Source organism: Ensifer sp. D2-11 (genome assembly GCF_054161295.1).
The window spans coordinates 886,872-906,351 of the sequence record NZ_CP096435.1 but is presented as its reverse complement, the minus strand read 5'-3'; the positions used below and the strand labels follow the sequence as shown (position 1 = coordinate 906,351).

Here is a 19,480-nt window from a genome sequence, read left to right as displayed (position 1 = left end):
GACCTGAAATCATCGTGATCTTGAAGGACGCGCTTTCATCCGTTCCAGCATCCAGACCGACAATCCGATGCCCAGCACGGAAATGACCGTCGCCGAGGAGAAGAGCGTCGCATAGCCGAACCGGTCGGCAACGTAGCCGGCGAGCGAGGTGCCGATCAGATACACGACCAACTCGGCGCAGCTCAGGATGGTGAAGTCCGTCCCCGGCTGGTCGTCGGACGAGGACGCCATAAAAAAGGAATAGATCGCGACCAATTCCATGTAGCGGATCAGGGTCTGGAAGGCGGAGGCGGACATGGCGACGGCTATACCGGGCCATATGCCGAAGGCATTGAGTGCGAAGGCAAGGAAGCAGAGGCTGCGAAGCCCGCCGAGCAGGATGAGCGTCGCCGTTAAGCCCGCCTTGCGGATGATCAGCGCGGCGATGAGTGCGCCGAGAAGCCCCGCCGTCGCGGCGGCCGCCCCGGACATGTAGCCGATCCACTCGGTCGGCACTTTACTGTCGACGAGGTAAGATCCTTCCATGCCGCGCACGAGGCCTTCGCTCGCGCGATAAGTGAGGGCGAAGGCAAGGATCATCCAGGCATTCGGCCGCCGGAAGAAGCCGAAGAGGCTTGCCCGCCTGCGCGGCGGCGCTTCCGGATTAGCTATGGCCCTATCTTTCATCCAGATCGCCGCGACCAGCGGCAGCAGGGAGAGGCACGCGACAAGCAGGATCGTCGGCCGCCAACCGATCTTGTGGAAAAGGACCAGCGTCAGCGTACCGCCGACAATGACGCCAAGCGCGACCGATCCGGCCTGGACGGCATTGCCGATCGGCCGCGTCCTGCCGCTGAGGTGGCGCACCGCATACCCGTCAGTAGCGATATCCTGCACTGAGGAAAGAAGCGTGATGCAGATGCCGATCGCGAACAGCGTGCCAGCCCGGTCGGGCTCGACCAGCGCCATCGATGCTATACCTGCACTGACGAGAAGCTGCGTCGGCACGACCCAGCCGCGCCGGTGGCCGAGCCCTGGCCAGGGCGCCCAACGATCAACGAGAGGCGCAACCGCGAATTTCAGCACAAGCGGCAACATCAGAAGCGAGAACAAACCGATCGCGGTGCGCGACGCGCCGCTCTCGCGCATTAAGGGCGGCAGGGCCACGAGCAGGAGGTAAGTTGGGATCCCCTGGGCGAGATAGAGTCCGCCCAAGACCGCGTAAAGCCTTCCCGCACCTGCCGCCGTCGACCCTTCGCGGATCGCTGGAGAAGTCTGCGCAATTGTCATGATAGGATCCGATCCTTGGACCACAGCGGCGAATGTCGAAAACTGCCACTGCCCGGCAACATTGTCTGACGATAAACATGAGTGTTGTCATCACCTTTAAATGGACGGGCGGTGAACGGCTTGGATGTGAGCGAACCTGATTAAGACAATAGCGAACGCGTTCTCGAGAGAGGCGATAAACTGCTGAAATAGCTCTTAGTTGGGCGAGGAGAGAAAGATCAGCGGACGCTTCCGGCGCAGCGTCGAAGGTCATGATCACGCTCGGCCCGAACTCCTTATCTTTTCTTTATGTGGCCGCCAAACCATCCCAATCGATAATTGACGCGGCGCGGGCGCATCATCCGGCTCTTGGATCAATCTGGAGAATGCCCATGTCCGATTTTCTTTTCGTTGCCGCCGGCGTTGGCGGCCTTGCCGCGCTAGCGCTTTATGCGCGCGCCCTGAGCCGACTTTAGGAGGATCCGATGGTCGAGGCTTTGATCGGGCTCGTGGTCGCCGTCGCGCTCGCAGCCTATCTGATCGTGACGCTTGTCCGGCCGGACCGTTTCTAGAGCATTTCCTCTTTTCTGCGAATTCCGGCCACGCAACCATTAGTTCTACCGCAACTCAGGACGGAAAAGCGCTGCGCACTTTTCCTGGAGTTGTTCGAGCGCTCCTTCACTCACGGAGACTTCTCATGTCTGTCATCGGATGGCTGCAGGTCAGCCTCCTTTTTCTCGCCGTCCTCGTCGTCGTCAAGCCGCTGGGGCTTTACATGGCTGAGGTTCTTTCCGGCGAACGCAATGTCCTTTCGCCAATTCTCGGCCCGGTGGAGCGTGGGCTTTATGGTGCCGCCGGCATCGATCCGACGCGCGAGCAGGGCTGGCTCGCCTATACGCTCTCCATGCTCGCTTTCAGCATGGCGGGCTTTGCGCTGCTCTATGCGATTCTAAGGCTTCAGGCATGGATGCCCTTGAACCCGCAGGGCTTCGGCAACGTGCCACCGGACCTCGCCTTCAACACCGCGGTCAGTTTCGTCACCAACACCAACTGGCAGAATTACGGCGGAGAGACGACGCTCAGTCACTTCAGCCAGATGATGGGGCTGACCGTGCAGAACTTCGTCTCGGCCGCCACCGGCATTTCGATTGCGCTTGCCGTTACCCGCTCCTTCGCCCGCTCAGCCGTACCGACGATCGGTAACTTCTGGGTCGATCTCACCCGTTCGACACTGTACATCCTCTTGCCGCTCGCCGTGCTGGTGGCGGTCGCCTTCGTGGCGATGGGCCTGCCGCAGACGTTCCGCGCCTCGGTGGAGGCCACGACCCTCGAGGGGGTGAAGCAGACCATCGCTCTGGGCCCGGTTGCCAGCCAGGAAGCGATCAAGCAGCTCGGCACCAACGGGGGCGGCTTCTTCAACGCCAATGCCGCACATCCGTTCGAAAATCCGACTGCGCTTTCCAATTATCTCAATATCTTCGCGATGCTGTCGGTTTCGGCGGCGCTGCTCTACACATTCGGGCAACTCGTCGGCAATCGTCGGCAGGGCTGGGCCTTTATCGCCGTCACCTATGCATTTCTGATCATCGGTGTCGGCATCGTCTATTGGGCCGAAGCGCAGGGAAATCCGATCCTGTCGCAGCTCGGCCTCGACCCGGCTTTAGGCAATATGGAAGGCAAGGAAGTTCGCTTCGGCCAGGCGATGACTGCGCTTTACGCGACGGTTACGACCGGCCTTTCGGATGGCGGTGTCAACGGCATGCACGGCTCGTTCACCGGCCTTGGCGGTCTCGTTCCGATGTTCCTCATGCAGCTCGGCGAGGTCCTGCCCGGCGGCGTCGGCTCAGGCCTCTACGGCATGATCGTCTTCGCGATCCTTGCGGTTTTCGTCGCTGGTCTTATGGTCGGCCGCACTCCGGAACTGCTCGGCAAGAAGATCGAAGCGCGCGAGATGAAATACGCGATGCTTGCCGTGCTCATTCTGCCGGCTGCAATTCTCGGCTTCACGGCGATTTCGGCCGTCACGCCCTCGGCCGTCGCCAGCGTCGGTACCGCCGGACCGCACGGGCTCTCGGAAATCCTCTATGCCTATACGTCGGCCACCGGCAACAACGGCTCGGCATTCGGCGGGCTTTCGGGCAACACACTCTGGTACAATACGACGCTTGGATTTGCGATGCTGCTCGGCCGCTTCGCCTATGCCGTTCCGGTGCTTGCCATTGCCGGCTCGATCGCCGCCAAGACCCGCGCCTCGGCATCAAAGGGTACGCTCCCGACCGATACGCCGCTCTTCGTCGGTCTCCTGATCGGCATCATCCTCATTCTCGGCGGGCTGCAGTTCTTGCCGGCGCTCGCGCTCGGTCCGATCGTCGAGCATTTCGCCATGCTCTCCGGGCAGACCTTCTGAAGGAACCAGGCATGTCAAGCAAACCCATGACCCCGAACCTTTTCGACCCGAAGATACTCCTCCCGGCAGCGAAGGCCGCTTTCGTCAAACTTGATCCGCGCCAGCTCGTCCGCAATCCGGTGATCTTCGTCACCGAAGCCGTGGCGGCGGTGGTGACCTTCTTCTTCGTTCTCGATGTCGCAACCGGCGGCGGCAGTCCGCTCTTCTCGGGCCAGATTGCCGCCTGGCTATGGTTTACCGTTCTCTTCGCCACCTTCGCCGAAGCCGTTGCCGAGGGGCGCGGCAAGGCGCAGGCTGACTTCCTCCGCCGTACCAAATCGGAGCTCAGCGCCCGCAAGCTTGTCGCCCCCGAGGGTCGGGAGACCAAGGAAATCCCCGCGACCATGCTGAAGGTGGGGGATCTCGTCCTCATAGCGGCCGGCGAATTGATCCCGGGCGACGGCGAGGTCGTCGAAGGGGTCGCCTCGGTCAACGAGAGCGCGATAACGGGCGAATCGGCCCCGGTGATCCGCGAGGCGGGCGGCGATCGCTCCGCCGTCACCGGCGGTACCGAGGTGCTTTCGGACTGGATCAAAGTCCGCATCACGACCGCCCCGGGTTCGACCTTCGTCGATCGCATGATTGCTCTGATCGAAGGGGCGCAACGGCAGAAGACGCCGAACGAGATTGCGCTGTCGATCCTGCTTTCCGGATTGACGCTGATCTTCCTGATCGCCGTGGTGACGCTCTGGGGCCTTGCCGCCTATTCGGCGACCGTGCTTTCGGTGACCGTGCTTTCCGCCCTCCTTATCACGCTGATCCCGACGACCATCGGCGGATTGCTTTCGGCGATCGGCATCGCCGGCATGGACCGGCTGGTTCGCTTCAACGTGATCGCCACCTCCGGCCGCGCCGTCGAGGCTGCGGGGGACGTTGACACGCTGCTCCTCGACAAGACCGGGACGATCACCTTCGGCAACCGAATGGCAAGCGAGTTCCTGCCCGTGCCGGGCGTAACGGTGGAGGAGCTCGCCGATGTGGCGCTCCTCGCAAGCCTTGCCGACGAGACGCCGGAGGGCCGCTCCATCGTGGCGCTCGCCACCGGCGAGTTCGGGCGCTGGGCGTCCGAGGCCGGGATAGATGCGGTCGTGCCCTTTGCCGCGGAAACCCGGTTGTCCGGCGTCGACCATGGCGGCCGCCGGCTGCGCAAGGGCGCGGTCGACTCGATTTTGAGGTTTGCCGGCCTGTCCGACAGCGAGATCCCGCAGGAATTCCGGCAGGCGGTCGACCGGGTCGCCCGAACCGGCGGCACGCCGCTCGGCGTCGCCGACGGCAGCCGGCTGCTCGGCGTGATCCACCTGAAGGACATCGTCAAGCCCGGGATCAAGGAGCGCTTCTCCGAATTGCGCACCATGGGGATCCGCACGGTAATGGTGACCGGTGACAATCCGATCACCGCCGCGGCAATCGCCTCAGAGGCCGGCGTCGACGATTTCCTCGCCGAAGCGACGCCGGAAGACAAGCTCGCCTATATCCGCAGGGAACAGAAGGGCGGCCGGCTGATCGCCATGTGCGGGGACGGCACCAATGATGCGCCGGCGCTCGCCCAGGCGGATGTGGGCGTCGCCATGCAGACCGGCACGCAAGCCGCCCGCGAGGCGGCCAATATGGTGGACCTCGACTCGAGCCCGACCAAGCTGATCGAGATCGTCGAGATCGGCAAGCAACTGCTGATGACGCGCGGTTCCCTCACGACGTTCTCGATCGCCAATGACGTGGCGAAATACTTCGCCATCATCCCGGCGCTCTTCGTCACCACCTATCCGGCGCTCGGCGTGCTCAACGTAATGGGCCTGGCGTCACCGCAGTCGGCTATCCTGTCGGCCGTCATCTTCAACGCGCTGATCATCGTGGCGCTCATTCCGCTGGCATTGAAGGGCGTCAGGTACCGTCCCGTCGGCGCGGCAGCCCTGCTTCGCGGCAATCTCCTCGTCTACGGCCTCGGCGGCCTGGTCCTGCCCTTCGCAGGGATCAAGCTGATCGACCTTGCCGTCTCGAACCTCAACCTGGTGTGATCATGCTCAACCAACTCCGTCCCGCACTCGTCCTGACCTTCGCACTTACCCTCATTACCGGGCTCGGCTACCCGCTGCTGATTACCGGCGTGGCGCAGGCGCTGATGCCGGTAGAGGCGAATGGCAGCCTCGTCCGCAAAGGCAGCGTCCTCGTCGGATCGCACCTCATCGGCCAGAATTTCGCCTCGGAGAAATATTTCTGGCCGCGTCCTTCGGCGACCGGCCCCGAGCCCTACAATGCCGGCGCTTCGAGCGGTTCCAATCTCGGGACGACTTCCGGCAAGCTGGAGGAGCGTGTCAGGGCCGATATCGAGAGGCTTCGCGCCGCAGGCATGCGGGGTGCGCTCCCCGCCGATGCCGGCATGGCTTCCGCATCGGGTCTCGACCCGCATATCTCGCCCGAATACGCCAGGGTCCAGATCGCCCGGGTTGCGAAAGCGCGCGGGCTTCCGGAAGCCGATGTGGGCGCGCTCGTCGACAGGGCAACGCAAGGCCGTCTGTTCGGGGTCGTAGGCGAGCCGCGCGTCAATGTGCTAGAACTGAACCTTGCCTTGGACGCGCCGAGGACCTGACCGAGTTCGAGACGTTGCATGCCCGACAATGATCGCGACCTGACGAGCCGCCCTGACCCGGACGCCCTGCTGGCGCTCGCCGAACGGGGCAGGAGAGGCAAACTCACCGTCTTTCTTGGTGCCGCACCCGGTGTCGGCAAGACCTATGCGATGCTGACGCGTGCGCGGCGCCTCAAGGAAGAAGGCGGCGATATCGTCATCGGGCTCGTCGAAACGCATGGACGCGGCGAGACCGCGGCCCTGCTCGAGGGGCTGGAAGTCCTGCCGCGCCGTCAGGTGCTCCACAACGGACGGACGCTCCACGCATTCGATCTGGACGCGGCGTTGGCGCGCCGCCCGCGCGTCATCCTGGTCGACGAGCTCGCCCATACCAACTTCGGCGAATGCCGCCACCCCAAGCGCTACCAGGATATAGAGGAACTGGTCGATGCCGGCATAGACGTGTGGACGGCACTCAACATCCAGCACCTGGAAAGCCTCTCGGACGTGGTTGCGCAGATTGCCGGCGTGCCGGTGCGCGAGCGGGTCCCCGACACGGTTCTCAATCGCGCTGACGATGTCCTGCTGGTGGACCTGCCACCGGCCGAACTGATCGAGCGGTTGAAGGAGGGCAAGGTCTATCTGCCCGACAGCGCCAAGCGCGCCGCCGATCGCTTCTTCCGCCTGGGCAATCTTACAGCGCTGCGCGAACTCGCGCTTCGCCGGACGGCCGACCGGGTCGACGACCAGATGGTCGACTATCTCAGGCAGAACGCGATCGAGGGTCCCTGGGGGGCCGCCGAACGGCTTCTCGTCTGCATCGGTCCCGACCCTCTATCCGAAAAGGTGGTGAGGACGGCAAGCCGGCTCGCTTCGGGCCTGAATGCCGATTGGCTCGTCGTTTCCGTCGAGCGTGCGGACGGGGAGGCGGAGAGCAGCGGGGCGATGCGACAGCTCGACGAGACTTTCCGGCTCGCCGAGCAACTGGGCGCCGAGACGCGCCGTATCATCGGCAACGACTTCGTGGAAGAAATTCTGAAGCTCGCAAGGCGGGAACATGCGACGCAAATCGTGATCGGCACGCGCCGCCACCGTTTCCCGCTGCGCCTCTTCCGCCGCTCCTTGCCGGACGCACTCGCCGCGCGGGCGGCCGGTATCGCCATCCACCTCGTCACTGACGGGAGCGCACCCGTGGTAAAACCGGCGGCCAGACGCAGAAGCACGCTTCCGGAAGGGTGGGGGCGGGGGGTTGCCATCGCAGCCGGTACGGCTGCAGCCGCGACAGCACTTGGCCTGCTGATCGAGCAATTCGTCGTCCTGCAGAATATCTCGCTTCTCTTTCTTCTGGCTGTGCTCGTCTCGGCGACTTACGCGGGCTATGTCGCTGCGATTGCGGCCGCGCTCATTTCCGTTCTTGCCTATAATTTCTGCTTCATCGAACCGGTCGGCACTTTTACTGTTGCCGAACCGCACGAAGTCTTTGCCCTCTTCGTGTTCCTCGCGGCGGCGATGCTTGCCGGGGGGCTCGCCTCCCGCGTTCGCGAGCAGGCGAAGACAGCGAGGCGGCGGGCCGGGGCGACGCAGGCGCTTTACGATTTCTCCCGCAAGCTGTCGGGTACGGCAAATGCCGAGGACGTGCTGTGGGCGGCCGTCACGCAAATCCAGGCGACCCTTCGGCGCAACGCGGCGCTGCTGTTGCCGGAAGACGGAGATGTCCGCTTGATGGCGGCCTGGCCGCCGGATACGGAGCTCGGCCTAACCGACACGATGGCGGCGCGCTGGGCTTTCGAGAAGAAGGAGGCTGCCGGCAACGGCACCGGCACGCTACCGAACAGCCCTTTCCAGTTCAGGCCGCTCATGAGTCCGCACGGAGTCGTCGGCGTCTTCGGTTTCCTGCAGGAAGACAAACCGTTGGAAATAAACGAGGAGCGAGCGCTTGCCGCGATCCTCGACCAGACCGCGATCGCCGTCGACAGAGCGCGTCTCTCGCGCGAGATCCTCGACCAGGCTGCGCAGCTCGAGGGCGAGAAGTTCCTCGCGGCGCTGCTTTCGTCCATATCCCACGACCTCAGAACGCCGCTTGCGACGATCACCGGAGCTGTGACAAGTCTGCGGCAACTCGGCGAGCGGATGCCGGAGGAGAGCCGGGACGATCTCCTCAAATCGATCGAGGAGGAGAGCGGCAGACTCACGCGCTTCGTTGCCAACCTGCTCGACATGACCCGCATCGAAGCCGGAACGGTAAACGCCAAGCGCGATTGGGTCGATGTCGCCGATGTGGTCCATTCGGCTGTGGAGCGTGCGCGGAAGTACTTCCCCGGCCGTGTCTTCGAAACGAGCATCGCTCCGGACTTGCCGTTGATCCGCGGCGATAGCGTGTTGCTTGGTCAAGTGATCTTCAACCTGCTCGACAACGCCAACAGGTTTGGCGGTGACGAGCCGGTCAGCGTCTATGGGCGGCGGGAAGAAGATGAGATCGTGCTCTCGGTGACCGACCTCGGTAAAGGCATCGCCCCGGCCGACCTCGACCATGTGTTCGACAAATTCTTCCGCAAGGGAAAGCCGGACGGCCGTTCGCTCGGCACCGGGCTCGGCCTTTCCATCAGCAAGGGCTTCGTCGAGGCGATGGACGGGCGGATAAAGGCGGAGAGCCCGGCGATGAAGCGCCGCGGCACGCGCATTTCCATGCGGTTCCCGGCGGCAGAAACAGGTATCGTGGAGAAGGAGCGCGGATGACGACCGAGCGCATCCTCGTCGTGGACGACGAGCCGCAGATCCAGCGTTTCCTGCGCCCCGCGCTCGCAGCCGCCGGCTACGAGGTGATAGAGGCGGCAAACGGCGCGCAGGCGCTGAAGGCGGCTGCCACGGTGGCGCCGGACGTCGTGATCCTCGATCTCGGCCTTCCCGACATGGACGGCAAGGATGTCGTGGCCAATATCCGCGCCTGGTCGCAAGTCCCGATCATCATCCTTTCGGCGCGCGACCGTGAAAGCGAGAAGATCGCTGCCCTCGATCTCGGCGCCGACGACTACATCGAGAAGCCCTTCGGGATCGGCGAGCTGACGGCGCGGATCCGTGCGGCGCTGCGCCATCGCATCCAGATGGCAGGGGGCCAGGCGCAGCTTTCGGCGGACGGCCTTTCGATCGACATGGTCAAACGCGTCGTGACGCGCGACGGCGCGGCGCTCCGGCTGACGCCGAAGGAATACGACCTCCTCGTCATGCTCGCACATCACGCCGGCCGCGTGGTCACCCACAGGGCGCTGCTCACCTCCGTCTGGGGCGCCGCCCATGGGGAGGACCTGCATTATCTGAGAGTCTTCATCGGTCAACTGCGTGGCAAGATCGAACGCGATCCCGGCAATCCGAAGATCGTCCGCACCGAACCCGGCGTCGGTTACCGCTTCGTTGGCGACGAGGATTGAGGAGTGCAGCCGACCACATCGCCAATACCCGGCAACGCGGTGAATTCTCTGCGGCCTAGAGCAATTCCAGATAAGATGAGCAGCGGTTTTTCGAGTTGCGGCAAAACATAGGGTGGGCATTTCCCCGCGGAGAAAGTGGAATTGGTTCTAGTCGCACTTCAACAGATCGACTTGACGCCGGGTCCCCAGGTTCAGCCCCTTATTCGTTGGGCCCTGGGCTGTTACTTCAGGTCGTCGCGCCAGATGCGCTCTACAGCAATGAAAGTAAACGACGCCGACCAGGCAATCAGAACGAGCCCGTTCAACCCTTCCAGACCGGCGAGAATTCGCATGTCGCCTGTCGCGTAGACATCGCCGAACCCCATTGTACTGTAGCAGGTCAGCGAGAAATAGAAGAAGTCTGTGGCGTTTGAGCCTGCCAGTCCTTCGAGTGAACCGAATTCGGGATGGTAATGCATCCAGGCAAAGGCCAAAGCGTAAAGGCCGACGCCGAAGAGGTGAGCCATAAAGGCTGACCCGAGAAAAACGACCATTTCAGCTCGTTTTGAAAGCACCTTGCGTCGACGCAGGGCCGCTACGCCGGTCATGATTTCAAAATGAGTGGCGCTTGTCACGATGATGAGTGCGGCGGAAAGCAGACAGACCAACACAATCCCTGGCACCTATCAACCTCGCCCTGTGCTTGCCGCAGTATGATCGGCGCTTACCTCAAACGCACCAACTCGACTCGACGACGCTGGTACAACCACCATAGCAGGACATCGTGCGGATTGGGAGTTTCGGTCTGTCGGGCCCGTCCAAATGGTGCCGTTGCCGAGGCTGACGGTGTGGGCGATAGCGGGAGTACAGCATAATGTATCTCGGGAATTCGGCCCGTCCGCCGAGCATTTCCCTTTATCTCTAATAAGCACTCCCTTCGAAGCGCCGCCACAGGACAGCCAGTGATTGACCACCACGCACTGCTGAACGCTACCGCCACATGGTGCGCATCCGGGCTGCGACATCGATGCGGATCTGCTTTGCGCTACGCTCGGAGCCATTGGGGCTGGCAACGGGCCAGGTTGCACTCTCAAAGAACTGAAGCAATGTCGCGGGGATAAAGCGTGTGCGGCTTGCGTAGACATGGCGGTCACCCTGCACGTGCTGACCGCCGGTGAAGAAGCGTTGCGGCACCATGAGCGTCAGCTGATCCTTGGCGCGTGTCATACCGACATAGAGAAGCCGCCGCTCCTCCTCCAGTTCGTGGCTGGTGCCTGTAGCCAGGTCTGACGGAATGCAACCGTCGACGACGTTGAGCATGAAGACGGAGCGCCATTCCTGCCCCTTGGCCGAATGGATGGTCGACAGGATAAGATAGTCTTCGTCGAGTAAAGGCACGCCAGCCTGGTCGCTCGTCGCGTCCGGCGGATCGAGCGTCAGCTCGGTGAGGAAGCGCTCGCGGTTCGGATAGCCGGCGGCGATCTGCTCGAGTTGCACGAGGTCGGCCCGGCGCGTTTCGGCATCCTCGTGTATTCGCTCGAGATGCGGTTCATACCACATCCGCGCCATCTCGATTTCCGTCGGCCATGCGGAACCGGGTTTGCGCAGGGCCTGCAGCAGCTCGACGAGGGACAGCCAGTCCGCGCCGCTCCTCGGCGGAGCTGGGACTTCGCCAAGCGCCATCAACGGCTCGGGATCGGCCGCAATCGTGTCCAGGATCTTGCCCGCGGTCTGCGGGCCGATGCCCGGCAGCATCTGCAGGAGCCGGAAGCCCGCGACGCGGTCACGTGGGTTCTGTGCAAAGCGCAGCACGGCAAGCATGTCCTTCACGTGAGCGCTGTCGAGGAACTTGAGACCTCCAAACTTTACGAAGGGAATGTTGCGGCGGGTCAGTTCCACCTCGAGGGGGCCGCTGTGGCTCGAGGTGCGGAAGAGGACGGCCTGCTGTTTAAGAAGCATCCCGGATTCGCGATTGGCAAGCACCTGCTCCACGATGCAGTTCGCCTGATCGGCCTCGTCCTTCACCGTCAGCAGCTTAGGACGTTCAGCCGACTCGCGGTCCGTCCAGAGGTTCTTGGTGAAGCGTTCCCGCGCCAGATCGATAACCCCGTTGGCGGCCGCGAGGATCGGCTGGGTCGAACGATAGTTGCGGTCAAGCGTGACGATCTCGGCCGCCGGCGAGAATTGCTTCGGAAAGTCGAGAATGTTGCGGACCGTCGCCGCCCGGAACGAGTAGATCGACTGCGCGTCGTCGCCGACGACCGTCAGGCCGCGTCCGCCGGGCTTCAGGGCCAGCAGCACCGAAGACTGGAGCTTGTTGGTATCCTGGTATTCGTCCACGAGGACATAGTCGAACCGGTTGCCGATATCGTCGGCCAGGGAGGGATCGCTGACCATCTGCGCCCAATAGAGGAGCAGGTCGTCGTAGTCGAGGACGTTCTGCGCCTGCTTGGCCTCGACGTAGCCGGCAAACAGCTCCTTCAACTGCTGTTCCCAGCCGGATACCCACGGGTACCAGGTGCGGAGCACTTCGCTCAGCGGCAACTCCGCGTTCACTGCCCGCGAATAGATCGCCAGACAGGTGCCCTTGGTCGGAAACCGGCTTTCCATCTTCGAGAAGCCGAGCTCGTGGCGCATGAGGTTGATCAGGTCGGCGCTGTCCTCGCGGTCGTGAATGGTGAACTCCGCATTCAGCCCGATCTGTTCGGCATAGATTCTCAGCAGCCGTGCCCCGATACCGTGAAATGTGCCCGCCCATGAAAGAGCGTCGGTCATCGTTCCGGAACTGGGACCGAGCACCTGGGCGCAGATGCGCTCGACGCGGCGCGACATCTCGGCCGCGGCCCTGCGCGAGAAGGTCATCAGGAGAATGCGGCGCGGATCGGCCCCGTTGACGATCAGGTGAGCAACGCGATGAGCCAAGGTGTTGGTCTTCCCGGAGCCCGCGCCCGCGATGATCAAAAGCGGGCCTGCCTGGGCGCCTTCTCCTGTTCCGACGCCATATTCGACTGCGCAGCGCTGTCTCTCGTTCAGTTTCTCTAGGTGGGCCGCCGTCGCCATTTACTTTCCCTCGATAGCTCTTTGATGTCTGGCCGCGGCCTTAAGAACGGAGGGGGAACATACAAGGCCGATCGGCCTTTGGAAAGTGGGACGTTCGCATGCGCGTTTGGCGCGGTGAACCCGTCAGCCTTGTCAATTTTTGCCAATGCCGCTATGGTCATTCGCATGGGCACGATGAACATTTCCCTCCCGGACCAGTTGAAGAGCTTCGTCGACGAGCAAGTCGCCGGACGAGGCTATGGGACGAGCAGCGAGTATATCCGGGAATTGATACGCCGAGATCAGGATCGCCTCGCATTGCGCGGGCTGCTGCTCGAGGGAGCCTCGTCCGCACGGACCGACCCGGCCGACGCGGATTATTTCGCCAGTCTGCGCGACCGTGTGCGTGGTCTGCCGAGCAGGTGAACAAAAGGGAAATTATCCCCCGCGAATTGGCCCGCGATGATATCGAAGCGGCTATCGACTATTATGCACGCGAAGCTGGAACCGAAGTTGCTCTCGGCTTTATCGACGCTCTTCAGGCGGCTTACGAATTGATCGCAAGCCATCCGGAGTCCGGATCGCTGCGGTATGCATACGAATTGGGGCTACCTGACCTGCGTGGTGTCTCTCTGAAGCGATATCCCCATCTCGTTTTCTATCGCGTAGAGGCGGGTTATGTCGACGTGTGGCGCGTACTTCATGCCAAGCGGGACATCCCGCACTCGATGCAGGAGCCGGACAATCACTGACCGCTCGGAAATTGCCACAGTTCAAGCTCCAGGCGCACGGCCGGAAGCACGCCGCGTAAGGCACTCGGCAAGCGCGGACCTTCGTCAGCCGGTCGGTGCGGCGGTGAAAACCGCCAGTTGGGCGTCGAAAGCGCGCTTGTATGCGGGCCGCGCTTTGCCGCGGGCCACATAGGCGGAGAGGTTCGGATATTCCTCAATTATGCCCGATCCTTCCAATCTGCGCAGCACCGTCACCATCAGGAGGTCACCGGCGCTGAACGCGCCGTCGAGCCAGTCGGCCTTGCCTAGAGCGGTATGTATTTAAGCCCGTTCATATCCCGCCTCTTTGAAGTAGGCTGCGCATTCCTGTGGGGTGACGGCTTGGAGAATGTGGCGCAGTTCGTCATGGATTGCATCGCGTGATCTGGCCTGTGCCTCACGCAACCAGTGCTTGATTTTGGCGAAGAGCTTTTCGATCGGATTGAGATCGGGGGAATATTTCGGCAGAAAGAACAGGCGGGCGCCGGCCTTACGGATGGCGGCGCGGATCTCCTGACCCTTATGGGAGCCGAGATTGTCCAGGATGACGATGTCGCCGGCTTTGAGTTCCGGCACCAGAACTTGCTGGACATAGATGCGGAAGCGTTCGCCATTGATCGGGCCATCGAGGATAAAGGGAGCGCTGACGCGGTCGGCCCTGAGTGCGGCGACAAAGGTCATGGTGTTCCAATGGCCGAAGGGGGCGTAGCCCACCAGTCGTTCGCCGCGAGGCGCCCAGCCCCGCAGCGGCGCCATGTTCGTCTTCGTCCAGGTCTCATCGATGAAAACGAGGCGGGCGGGATCAATTCCGGGGCAGTGCTTCAGCCATCGTGCCCGGTGGCGGGCGACGTCGGGCCGCTCCCGTTCGCTGGCGACCAGCGTCTTTTTTTATAACTCAACCCCTCTTCGTGCACGAAGGTCCAGACGGCGCGATAATCCACCTTCAGGCCGCGCTCGCTCAACTCGGCGACAAGTCCGTGCAGCGTGAAGTCGCGCTCGCGGCAGCGGCAAAGCAGCCAAGCCCGGTGCGGACCGGAAAGCTTGCGGGGCTTGTGCCCACCCATCTGGCCGGGTGCGGCGCTGCCCGTCTCGCGAAACCGCCGCACCCAATCGATCGCGGTGCTGATGCCGATGCCGAAGCGCTTGGCCGCTGCCCGGCACGATAGGCCCTCGCCCGTCACCGCATCGACAACGCGTTCCCGAAGATCATTCGAAAAAGGTCTCGCCATAAAGGCCGGCCTCCTTCACCGGCCTGAATGGTGAATCTGATTTGCGCAGAAAAAGGAATCCCCTTTCCGATTCCGCCTAAATGCATCCCGCTCTAGTCGGCCGGAAAGTTCGCCCAGCCGCTTGCGGATGCGTTCGTCGATGAAGGGCAGGCGCTGCTCGTACCAGGTCTCGTCGCCTTCCAGATACTCGGCGACCTCGCGATCTACGATCGGCGGCTCCACCGTATTGAGCGCGGCGAACATCCATGTGATCGCGCGCGCCCGGGCATTCGCATCGTCCGGCAGCAAGCCCGCATGGCGCTCCGCGATATGGAACACGATTGCCCCCGACTCGAACAAAGCGAGATCGCCTTCTTCGTAGGTCGGAATCTGCCCGAATGGATGAAGCGCGAGATGCGCGGGTTCCTTCATCGCCTTGAACGAAAGAAGACGAACGTCGTAAGGCCGGTCCACTTCTTCGAGCGCCCAGCGAACGCGCATGTCACGCGCCATACCTTGGCCGCCATCCGGCGACCGCTCAAAGGCGGTAATGGTAATAGTCATGCTGCTCTCCATAGCTTGTCCGTCTTGAAGACGACCGGCTAGACGAGATTCCGACACCCTGCTGCCATAAAGCGGAAGAAGCTTCTTGGCAGCTTCCGACCCAAAGCGTCATAGGAGTTCCGAGACCCGCTGGCGCAGAAATGCTGCCGTCCGCTCGGAAGCAGTCCGCCGATTTTCCCAGTCGTCCCTGACCTTGCCCAGATAGGCCTCACGCGCGTAGATCAGCATATCAGCTTCCTGGTCCGGCATCTGGTTCGCTGCCCATGTCGCTGCAGCATCCTTGGTGACGAAGTCACCGGTGGCCGATGTACGCCACATGCGCGCAAGAGTCAGCAACACGTTCCGCTCGTCCCCCCGTAGACTGTCGCCCAATGAGGGAAGTGCATCGCGTGTTGCCCGGCGAATCTGTTCCGGCGGAATCGGCGGAAGAAGCTCCTTTGCATCAGGGCCGAACAGTGGAACGGCCTCTTGTCGGGCCTGGGCCAGCACCAGGGTATTTTCCGGATCGGACACAGGGACCGGGAGTTCTTCGGATTCAAAGGCCTCCCGCAACCATTCGCCATAGATGAATTCAGCCCGAACAGGAAAATTCGGTGCGGCGATATCTGCGCGCAGAAACACCATCAGTTCGACGCAGCGGGGAGTTCCGACCGCACGGGGATGACGACCGGAAATCCGCAGCAAAGCCGCCAGAAGATCGCGACGCTGTTCGTCGGCCATTGGGCGGTCGATGATGGCGAGGAGGTCTACGTCACTCTGCGGTCGCAAGCCACCCGAAACTGCCGACCCATGCAAATAGACGGCGAGAAGCGCGTCCCGAAGGATGCCGCGGATGGTTTCTGTCGCTGCGAGTGCCTGGTCAATCTGCTGTCTGTCCGCTCTCATTGCTCGGGTTCGATCTACTTGGAATACCGCAAGGAAGCGTACCAAGCTGTTCAACTGATATGAAGACTCCTGTGGCGCAAAGCAGACCTCCCACGCGCAACCGGCGCCGGAATTCGACGCAGATTCGTTTCGGCTCAAGCCGCGCTCGACTCGCCCGGGTCGCCATCTCGCAGCCACTGGACGTCACCCGGGGAGAGCGTGACCGAGAAAGCGTCGAGGCTGTGGTTGAGCTCGGCGAGCAAGCGCGGGCCGATTAGCGGGATGACACGGCCCTTCTGCGCCAGAACATAGGCGAGCGCTATTTGTATCGGGTCTTTGCCGAGCCTGCGCCCAAGTGCGATCGCCCGGTCCCGCCGAGCGAAGTTGCCTTCGGAATACCAGGAGCGGGCAAGTTCCGAATCGTCCAGCTTGGCGCGGCCTGCACGATCGGTGAAGAAGCCGCGCGCCTGGCTCGACCAAGCGAAATTTGTGACGCCTTTCTCCTCCAGCCAGCGCATCCAGGCGTCGTCTGAGGAAGAGATGCAGCCAGCCCAAACCGGCTGGACCATCTCGGCCAGCGAGAAATTGTTGGAAAGCACGCTCGGTTTCGTCTTGCCGGTACGCTCGGCATAGGCGATTGCCTCTTCGAAGCGTTCTCGCGTCCAGTTCGAACCGCCGAACGGGCCGCGGATGCGGCCGGCCTTCACCTCCGCGTCCATGGCGTCGACGAATTCGCCGACGGGGATGTCCGGATTGTCGCGGTGCATGAAATAGATGTCGACATAATCCGTGCCCATTCGCTCGAGACTGGTGGTCAGTTGCTTGCCGATCACGTCTGGATAGCAGAGCGGACTGTGCGCGCCTTTGGCGATGACGACCGTTTCCTGGCGCACGCCGCGGCTGCGCATCCACTCGCCGACGAGCCGGTCCTGCAGGCCATTGCCGTAGAGGAATGCGGTATCGACCAGATTGCCGCCCGCCTCGAAAAAGGCGTCGAGTACCATGGCGGCGGATGAAAAGGTCGTAAACTCCATGAGGCCGAGCGCAGCAAGCGATATCTCTTTTTGCAGGCCGGCGATGCGACCGCTCCGCACGAGACTGGTCTTGCGGGCAAGCTTGTCGCCGCGCACCGTCCGGGTCCGCATCGTGTGTTTCTCGCTCTCGTATTCCAGGCCGATCGCCGCACGCCACTTGTCGATGACACGCAGATTCCCGAGTGTGTCGGCCCGGCTCATGCCCGGATAGGCAAATTCCGTGCGACCTGCGCGGATCGCGTCGCCGGCGGCCTCGACCTCGAAGCTGTAGAGATGGCGCGGCTCGACGACCGCGACTTCCTCCTGGCGGCCGTCGGCGTGGATAACGCGGATGATGTTGGTGCCCCCCTGCTTGCCGCCGGCGAACCAGAAGTGATCGACCTCGATGCGGCCATTCGTGCCGAGGATCCGCAGCACGTTTTCCTGCACGAGTGAGACCGAGCAGGAAAGCTCGGCGATGATGCCGTTCGGAAAGGACAGGAGGGCAGAGGTCCACTCGTCGACGCCCGTCCGACCAAGATGGCCGAGGGCGGTCACCTCGGTCGGCTCCATCACGCCCGATGATGTGCCGATGCCCGCGATGAGGCGCGCCATGGAGGTGGTGTAGCCGCCCACGTCCAGTATGCCGCCGCCCGCCATTTCATTGGAAAAGAGCCGATGCCCCTCATCGAAGGGCAGCTTGGCAAAACCGAAGCTCGACTGGATCTTGCGCACCTCGCCGACCATGCCGTTTTTCACGAGCTGGACGATCCTGGCGGTCAGCGGGTGAAGCCGGTACATGTAGGCTTCGGCCATGAAGGTGCCCGCCTTGCGGGCCGCCTCGAACATGGCGTCCGCCTCCGCCGCCGACAGACCCATCGGCTTCTCGCAGAGCACGTGCTTGCCCTTTTCGGCGGCCTTAATCGCCCATTCCGCGTGAAACGGATGGACCGTCGCGATATAGACCGCGTCGATTTCCGGGTCGTCGAGCAGTGCGTGGTAGCCGTCGACGATGCGCGCACCCGGGAAATCGTCCGCAAGGCCGGACTTTGTCGGATTGCGGGCGCCGATTGCGACGACCTTTCCGTTGGCGGATTGCAGCGCGCCGGCGAAGAAATCCTTCGCGATGTTGCCGGGGCCGAGAATGCCCCAGCGGATCCTGGTCGGTTCGTTCATATCGTGCCTACTTTGGTTTGGTTTGAATGGCTGGCCTTGCGGATCGTCACGGTCCGCTCGCCGTCGCCGGCGAAGAGATAGGCGTCGTGCGGATCGATCGAGAGCGAGACCGGGCTATCGGCGGCTATCGGCGTCACCTGGCCGATCTGCACCGTGATGTTGCCCGTGCCGCTCTCTGAACTGACGCATTGCAGGGCACCGGCGTCGACATAGAGGATCGTTTCGCGGCCGAGATGCTCGACGAGGCGTACCTTGCCGGAGATCGCAGCCCGCGTGGTATCGTCGGGGGAGAGGCGGATATTCTCCGGCCGGATGCCGAGCGTAGCTCTGTCGCCACGCTTCAGGGCCGCACCATCGGCGAGCGACACGGTCAGGGGCGCAAGACCGGGTGCCGAGATCCCGGCCATCGCACCGGAGACACTGTCGACAGTCACGTCGAAGAAATTCATGCGCGGCGCGCCGAGAAAGCCGGCGACGAAGAGGTTTCCGGGGTTGCGATAGAGTTCGAGCGGCGAACCGACCTGTTCGATCGCGCCGCGGTTTAGCACCACGATGCGACTCGCCATTGTCATCGCCTCGACCTGGTCGTGCGTGACATAGATCATGGTGGCGCCGAGTTCGGCATGCAGACCCGAAAGCTCAACGCGCATCTGCGTTCGCAACGCCGCGTCGAGGTTCGATAGCGGTTCGTCGAACAGGAAGACGTCCGGTGAGCGCGTGATTGCGCGTCCGATCGCGACGCGTTGGCGCTGGCCGCCGGAGAGCTGCTTCGGCCGTTTGTCGAGCTGGTCCGTGATCCGAAGTATCTTCGCTGCGCGCGCGACGGCGGCGTCGATCTCCTCCTTCGGACGCTTCGCCATGCGAAGCCCGAAGCCCATATTCTCGGCGACCGTCATGTGGGGATAGAGGGCGTAGGACTGAAAGACCATGGCGATGCCGCGCTCGCCCGGTTCTTCCTTCGTCACATCGCGCCCGCTGATCAGGATCTGCCCCGAGGAGATCGTCTCGAGCCCGGCGATCGTCTTCAGGAGGGTGGACTTGCCGCAGCCGGACGGCCCGACCATGACGATGAACTCGCCCTCCTCGACGGAAAGGTCGATTCCGCGAAGGGCGTGATAGGCGCCGTAGCTCTTCTCGATCCGGTGAAGTTCAAGGCTTTTCATGGCGTTACGCTCGTTACGG

15 protein-coding genes and 2 pseudogenes are annotated in these 19,480 nt (G+C 62.8%); 8 read left to right on the top strand and 9 right to left on the bottom strand.

Going from position 1 to position 19,480, the window contains the following annotated elements; translation table 11 throughout:
* Positions 1-9: 9 nt before the first annotated feature.
* On the bottom strand, positions 10-1,269 hold the full coding sequence (locus M1D34_RS30140; protein WP_498784894.1) for an MFS transporter: 1,260 nt from the start codon (positions 1,267-1,269) through the stop codon (positions 10-12).
* 464 nt (positions 1,270-1,733) lie between these two features.
* On the opposite strand from M1D34_RS30140, the gene kdpF reads away from it, so the two are divergent.
* The 6 genes from kdpF (at position 1,734) to M1D34_RS30110 (ending at position 9,685) form a co-directional block, all read left to right on the top strand.
* A complete protein-coding gene (kdpF, locus tag M1D34_RS30135; protein ID WP_498786196.1) occupies positions 1,734-1,820 on the top strand; it encodes a K(+)-transporting ATPase subunit F in 87 nt (28 codons plus the stop codon).
* A 125-nt stretch (positions 1,821-1,945) separates the two neighbouring features.
* Positions 1,946-3,655 carry a potassium-transporting ATPase subunit KdpA gene (gene kdpA / locus M1D34_RS30130; RefSeq protein ID WP_498784892.1) on the top strand — a complete coding sequence of 570 codons (1,710 nt, stop codon included), beginning with the start codon at positions 1,946-1,948 and terminating at the stop codon, positions 3,653-3,655.
* Between the two features lie 11 nt (positions 3,656-3,666).
* Complete coding sequence (gene kdpB, locus M1D34_RS30125; RefSeq protein ID WP_498784890.1) at positions 3,667-5,709, top strand: potassium-transporting ATPase subunit KdpB; 2,043 nt, start codon at positions 3,667-3,669, stop codon at positions 5,707-5,709.
* Positions 5,710-5,711: 2 nt separating this feature from the next.
* Positions 5,712-6,281, top strand: coding sequence for a potassium-transporting ATPase subunit KdpC (kdpC, locus tag M1D34_RS30120; RefSeq protein WP_498784889.1), 570 nt, complete (start codon positions 5,712-5,714; stop codon positions 6,279-6,281).
* Positions 6,282-6,299: 18 nt separating this feature from the next.
* Complete coding sequence (locus tag M1D34_RS30115; RefSeq protein ID WP_498784887.1) at positions 6,300-8,996, top strand: DUF4118 domain-containing protein; 2,697 nt, start codon at positions 6,300-6,302, stop codon at positions 8,994-8,996.
* Positions 8,993-9,685, top strand: coding sequence for a response regulator (locus M1D34_RS30110; protein WP_498784885.1), 693 nt, complete (start codon positions 8,993-8,995; stop codon positions 9,683-9,685). The genes M1D34_RS30115 and M1D34_RS30110 overlap by 4 nt, the downstream gene beginning before the upstream one ends.
* A gap of 221 nt (positions 9,686-9,906) precedes the next feature.
* Here the strand turns inward: M1D34_RS30110 and M1D34_RS30105 are convergent, their stop codons facing one another.
* Together M1D34_RS30105 and M1D34_RS30100 are read right to left on the bottom strand one after the other, a co-directional pair.
* Positions 9,907-10,347, bottom strand: a complete 441-nt coding sequence (locus tag M1D34_RS30105; protein ID WP_498784883.1) for a potassium channel family protein — start codon at positions 10,345-10,347, stop codon at positions 9,907-9,909.
* Positions 10,348-10,654: 307 nt separating this feature from the next.
* Positions 10,655-12,724 (bottom strand): ATP-dependent helicase, encoded by a 2,070-nt coding sequence (locus M1D34_RS30100; protein ID WP_498784881.1) that lies wholly within the window; start codon positions 12,722-12,724, stop codon positions 10,655-10,657.
* Between the two features lie 165 nt (positions 12,725-12,889).
* On the opposite strand from M1D34_RS30100, the gene M1D34_RS30095 reads away from it, so the two are divergent.
* Both M1D34_RS30095 and M1D34_RS30090 read left to right on the top strand, forming a co-directional pair.
* On the top strand, positions 12,890-13,129 hold the full coding sequence (locus M1D34_RS30095) for a type II toxin-antitoxin system ParD family antitoxin (protein ID WP_498784879.1): 240 nt from the start codon (positions 12,890-12,892) through the stop codon (positions 13,127-13,129).
* Positions 13,126-13,455, top strand: a complete 330-nt coding sequence (locus M1D34_RS30090) for a type II toxin-antitoxin system RelE/ParE family toxin (RefSeq protein WP_498784877.1) — start codon at positions 13,126-13,128, stop codon at positions 13,453-13,455. Before M1D34_RS30095 ends, M1D34_RS30090 begins: the two co-directional genes overlap by 4 nt.
* Before the next feature lie 84 nt (positions 13,456-13,539).
* Here M1D34_RS30090 and M1D34_RS30085 read toward each other — a convergent pair.
* The 6 genes and pseudogenes from M1D34_RS30085 to M1D34_RS30060 all read right to left on the bottom strand — a co-directional run.
* A pseudogene (locus M1D34_RS30085) lies at positions 13,540-13,743 on the bottom strand (glutathione S-transferase family protein); the annotation flags it as partial.
* Between the two features lie 12 nt (positions 13,744-13,755).
* A protein-coding gene (locus M1D34_RS30080) for an IS630-like element ISRm2011-2 family transposase (RefSeq protein ID WP_011970797.1) occupies positions 13,756-14,702 on the bottom strand; the annotation gives its coding sequence in 2 pieces (ribosomal slippage) (positions 13,756-14,363 and positions 14,363-14,702; 948 coding nt in all).
* A 93-nt stretch (positions 14,703-14,795) separates the two neighbouring features.
* Positions 14,796-15,245: pseudogene (locus M1D34_RS30075) on the bottom strand (glutathione S-transferase family protein); the annotation flags it as partial.
* A gap of 108 nt (positions 15,246-15,353) precedes the next feature.
* A complete protein-coding gene (locus M1D34_RS30070) occupies positions 15,354-16,130 on the bottom strand; it encodes an aminoglycoside adenylyltransferase family protein (RefSeq protein WP_498786194.1) in 777 nt (258 codons plus the stop codon).
* Positions 16,131-16,264: 134 nt separating this feature from the next.
* Entirely contained in the window at positions 16,265-18,298 is a 2,034-nt protein-coding gene (locus M1D34_RS30065) for an aldo/keto reductase (protein WP_498784875.1), read from the bottom strand.
* Positions 18,295-19,461 (bottom strand): ABC transporter ATP-binding protein, encoded by a 1,167-nt coding sequence (locus M1D34_RS30060; RefSeq protein ID WP_498784873.1) that lies wholly within the window; start codon positions 19,459-19,461, stop codon positions 18,295-18,297. The genes M1D34_RS30065 and M1D34_RS30060 overlap by 4 nt, the downstream gene beginning before the upstream one ends.
* Positions 19,462-19,480 lie beyond the last annotated feature (19 nt).

What these genes read in the sequence shown, in the direction of transcription:
- M1D34_RS30065 (WP_498784875.1), bottom strand. Translation starts at nt 18,298, where the DNA reads ATGAACGAACCGACCAGGATCCGCTGGGGCATTCTCGGCCCCGGCAAC.
- M1D34_RS30095 (WP_498784879.1), top strand. Translation starts at nt 12,890, where the DNA reads ATGGGCACGATGAACATTTCCCTCCCGGACCAGTTGAAGAGCTTCGTC.
- M1D34_RS30140 (WP_498784894.1), bottom strand. Translation starts at nt 1,269, where the DNA reads ATGACAATTGCGCAGACTTCTCCAGCGATCCGCGAAGGGTCGACGGCG.
- M1D34_RS30110 (WP_498784885.1), top strand. Translation starts at nt 8,993, where the DNA reads ATGACGACCGAGCGCATCCTCGTCGTGGACGACGAGCCGCAGATCCAG.
- M1D34_RS30115 (WP_498784887.1), top strand. Translation starts at nt 6,300, where the DNA reads ATGCCCGACAATGATCGCGACCTGACGAGCCGCCCTGACCCGGACGCC.
- kdpF (WP_498786196.1), top strand. Translation starts at nt 1,734, where the DNA reads ATGGTCGAGGCTTTGATCGGGCTCGTGGTCGCCGTCGCGCTCGCAGCC.
- kdpC (WP_498784889.1), top strand. Translation starts at nt 5,712, where the DNA reads ATGCTCAACCAACTCCGTCCCGCACTCGTCCTGACCTTCGCACTTACC.
- kdpA (WP_498784892.1), top strand. Translation starts at nt 1,946, where the DNA reads ATGTCTGTCATCGGATGGCTGCAGGTCAGCCTCCTTTTTCTCGCCGTC.
- M1D34_RS30070 (WP_498786194.1), bottom strand. Translation starts at nt 16,130, where the DNA reads ATGAGAGCGGACAGACAGCAGATTGACCAGGCACTCGCAGCGACAGAA.
- M1D34_RS30100 (WP_498784881.1), bottom strand. Translation starts at nt 12,724, where the DNA reads ATGGCGACGGCGGCCCACCTAGAGAAACTGAACGAGAGACAGCGCTGC.
- M1D34_RS30060 (WP_498784873.1), bottom strand. Translation starts at nt 19,461, where the DNA reads ATGAAAAGCCTTGAACTTCACCGGATCGAGAAGAGCTACGGCGCCTAT.
- kdpB (WP_498784890.1), top strand. Translation starts at nt 3,667, where the DNA reads ATGTCAAGCAAACCCATGACCCCGAACCTTTTCGACCCGAAGATACTC.